This window comes from Micromonospora sp. U56 (assembly GCF_018070095.1).
Lineage (GTDB): Bacteria > Actinomycetota > Actinomycetes > Mycobacteriales > Micromonosporaceae > Micromonospora > Micromonospora purpureochromogenes.
On the sequence record NZ_JAGPYL010000226.1, the window covers coordinates 1 to 3140 of the forward strand.

Annotated in this window: 3 protein-coding genes; 1 reads left to right on the top strand and 2 read right to left on the bottom strand. The window is 78.3% G+C overall.

What is annotated here, in order from left to right; all coding sequences use genetic code 11:
* Positions 1 to 568, bottom strand: a 568-nt coding sequence (locus KBX37_RS33560; RefSeq protein ID WP_210779840.1) for a DUF2064 domain-containing protein, incomplete at its 3' end; no start/stop codon positions are given.
* Positions 565 to 1239 (bottom strand): glycosyltransferase family 2 protein, encoded by a 675-nt coding sequence (locus KBX37_RS33565; RefSeq protein WP_210779841.1) that lies wholly within the window; start codon positions 1237 to 1239, stop codon positions 565 to 567. The genes KBX37_RS33560 and KBX37_RS33565, both read right to left, overlap by 4 nt.
* 145 nt (positions 1240 to 1384) lie before the next feature.
* Here KBX37_RS33565 and KBX37_RS33570 point away from each other — a divergent pair, with 145 nt between their 5' ends.
* Positions 1385 to 2872 (top strand): hypothetical protein, encoded by a 1488-nt coding sequence (locus tag KBX37_RS33570; RefSeq protein ID WP_247659487.1) that lies wholly within the window; start codon positions 1385 to 1387, stop codon positions 2870 to 2872.
* The last annotated feature ends 268 nt before the right edge of the window (positions 2873 to 3140 follow it).

Here is a 3140-nt window from a genome sequence, read left to right on the forward strand (position 1 = left end):
GCACCGGCAGCGGCACGGTACGCAGCCCCCGCTCGGCCAGCGCCGACCAGGTCGACCGGCCGGTGTCCGGGGTCGACATCGGCACCGCGCGCAGCGCCACCGCCTGCCGGGGGTCGCGCAGCCCCAGCGCCCACCAGCCGCCGTCGGCGGCCCGACCCAGCACCGCGTCGGCGTCGGCGTCGGCCAGCCGGCGTACGGCCGCGGCCAGCCGCGCCGGGGTCAGCTGCGGGGTGTCCATGCCGATCTGGAGCACCGGACGGCCCGGGAAGGCGTCGGCGACGTCGGCGTGGGCGTGCACCAGCCGGGCGGCGAAGTCCGCGCCCCGCTGCGGCAGGACCGGCCAGCCGGCGACGGCGGCGGCCAGCGCGGCGGCGTCCTCGGCGTCGGCGAGGCGGCCGGCCAACGCCAGCACCGGCGTCACGCCGGGGGTCTCCCGGACGGCGTCCAGGGTGTCCCGCAGCGCGGCGGCGGCCACCCGGGCGGCCTGCACGCCGGTCGCGGGCGGGCAGAGCCGGGTCTTCACCGCGCCGGGCACGGGCGCCTTGGCGACCACCAGCAGCACGGTCACCGGGGACCGTCCACGCTGCGCAGCACGGCGGCGAAGTCGCGGGTGGCGCGCAGGGTGCCGCGGACCGAGCCGGAGACCTTGGAGCGGGTGCCGACGGCACGGGGGGCGTAGGCGACGTCGAGTTCGTGGATGCGCCAGCCCGCCGCGGCCGCCCGGATCAGCAGCTCCAGCGGATAGCCGAAGGCCCGGTCGGTGACGCCGAGAGCCAGCAGCGCCTCGCGCCGGGCCACCCGGATCGGGCTCAGGTCGCGCAGCGGAACGCCCCGGTGCCGCAGCAGCGCGGCGACCAGCGCGGTGCCGGCGCGGGCGTGCCAGGGCCACACCCCGACGCTGACCGGGCGGCGGCGGCCGACGGCCAGGTCGGCGATCCCCTCGGCGACCGGGGCGACCAGGGCGGGCAGCTCCCGAGGGGCGAAGGAGCCGTCGGCGTCGAGGACGCAGACCAGCTCCGTCTCGGCGGCCTCGATCCCGGCGTGCACGGCCGCGCCGTACCCCCGGCGGGACTCGTGCACCACCCGGGCGCCGTACCGGGCGGCCACCTCGGGCGAGCCGTCCCGGGAGCCGTTGTCCACCACGATCGCCCGGTAGCCGGGCGGCAGCGCGGTCAGCACGCCGGGCAGGGCGGCGGCCTCGTCCAGGCACGGCAGCACCACGTCGATCTGCGTCTGCATACCGCCGACGCTAGGTCCGCCCGGGGCCGCCCGCGCCGCGTTCGGCCTTACGGAACGCTTACCGAGCAGGCATTTCTTACCGTCCGGTGACGTACCGGTGGTTCGGCTGACGAGCCGGCGCGCAGGTGTATACCGTCCGGTCGACATGAGACCCGGTGCCACGCTCCCCCGCTCGCCCGCCCCCGACCGTGCCCCGGCCCGCGACCGGGGCGATGTCGTCGTGCTGGCGGTCGAGGCGGCGCTGCTGGCCGCCGCGGTGGCCGTCGGCGCGGTGCTGAACCACCGGGGGGTGGGTCTGCACGCCGACGCCGCGCCGCTCTACGCCAGCTGGCGGCCGCACCTGGGCTGGGGCACGCCGGCGGCGCTGCTGGTCGCCGGCGTCGTGCTCGGCCCCGGGCTGCGCTGGGCCCGGACCGCCCGGTGGGGCCCGCTGCTCGGCGCCGGCTACCTGGCGGCGGTGGCGTGGACGCTGGCCCTCGCGTTGGTGGACGGCTGGTCGGCGGGGCTGACCCGGCGGCTCACCCCCCAGGCGGAGTACCTGCACGAGGTGCCCGGGGTGACCGACGTCCGGCGGATGCTGGCCGGCTTCACCGACCGGATCCTCGACTTCCAGCCGGACTCGTGGTCCACCCACACCGCCGGCCACCCGCCGGGCGCGCTGCTGTTCTTCGTCGGCCTGGACCGCGTCGGCCTGGGCGGCGGGACGGCGGCGGCGCTGGCCTGCGTCCTGGTCGGGGCGAGCATCGTGGTGTCCGTACCGCTGGCGCTGCGGGCGCTGGGCGCCGGCGAGGCGACCCGGGCGGTGCTGCCGTTCCTGGTGCTGCTGCCCGGGGCGGTCTGGGTGGGCGCCTCCGCCGACGGCGTCTTCACCGGCGTGGTCGCCGCCGGCCTCGCCCTGCTGGCGGTACGCGGACCCGCGACCGCGCTGGCCGGCGGGCTGCTGCTCGGCGTCGCGCTGCACCTGTCGTACGGCTTCGTGCTGGTCGGGCCGCTGGCCCTGGCCGTGCTGGCGCTGCGCCCCTCGGGTCGGCGCGGTGCGCTGCTCGCCGGAGCGGCCGGGGTGGGCGCGGTGGTCGTGGCGTTCACCCTCGCCGGCTTCCAGTGGTGGCAGGGGTACGACCGGGTGGTCGAGCGCTACTACCAGGGCTGGGCGGCCGACCGCCCGTACGGGTACTGGGTCTGGGCCAATCTGGCGGCGGTGCTGCTCTCGGCCGGGCCGGTGGTCGGGCCGGCGCTGCGCCGCACACTCCTGGCGGCCCGGGCCGGCTGGCGCGGCACGGCGCGAGCCGGTGCGGCGGAGTCGGCCGCGTCCGCCCCGGCGGTCGGGGCTTCGGGCCGCGTCGCCGGCCGGCTGGTGGGCGGCCTCCTCGCACACCGCTGGGCGGTCGCGCCGGCGTCCCGGGTGCGGCTGCTCGGGCCGACCGTGCTGCTGCCGGCCGCCGCCGCGCTGGCGGTGATCGGCGCCGACCTGTCCGGCATGAGCAAGGCCGAGGTGGAGCGGATCTGGCTGCCGTTCGCGGTCTGGCTGCTGGTCGCCGCCGCGCACCTGCCCGCTCCGGCCCGCCGCTGGTGGCTGGCCGCCCAGGCGCTCACCGCCCTGACCGTCAACCACCTCCTCTTCACCGTCTCCTGACGGCACCCCCACCCCCGACGCCCGCTCGCAATTTCCGAGAACGAGGGCGCATCCCGCCGCCCGAGGCCACTCATTCCGAGAAAGTGCGCGCACGACGGGCGGGCCGGCGGCGTGGTCGACGGGCGACCGCAATTTCTGGGAAAGAGGGCGCATTCCGTCGTCCGAGGCCACTCTTTCGGGGAAAGTGCGCGCTCGCGGCGCGGGGCGGCGGGGGACGGCGGGGGGCGGGGGGTCAGGCTGGTACGGCGGCTGGGGCGCGGAGGGGGTC

Excerpts from the sequence above, each read along its gene's own strand:
- KBX37_RS33565 (WP_210779841.1), bottom strand. The coding sequence starts at position 1,239 with ATGCAGACGCAGATCGACGTGGTGCTGCCGTGCCTGGACGAGGCCGCC.
- KBX37_RS33570 (WP_247659487.1), top strand. The coding sequence starts at position 1,385 with ATGAGACCCGGTGCCACGCTCCCCCGCTCGCCCGCCCCCGACCGTGCC.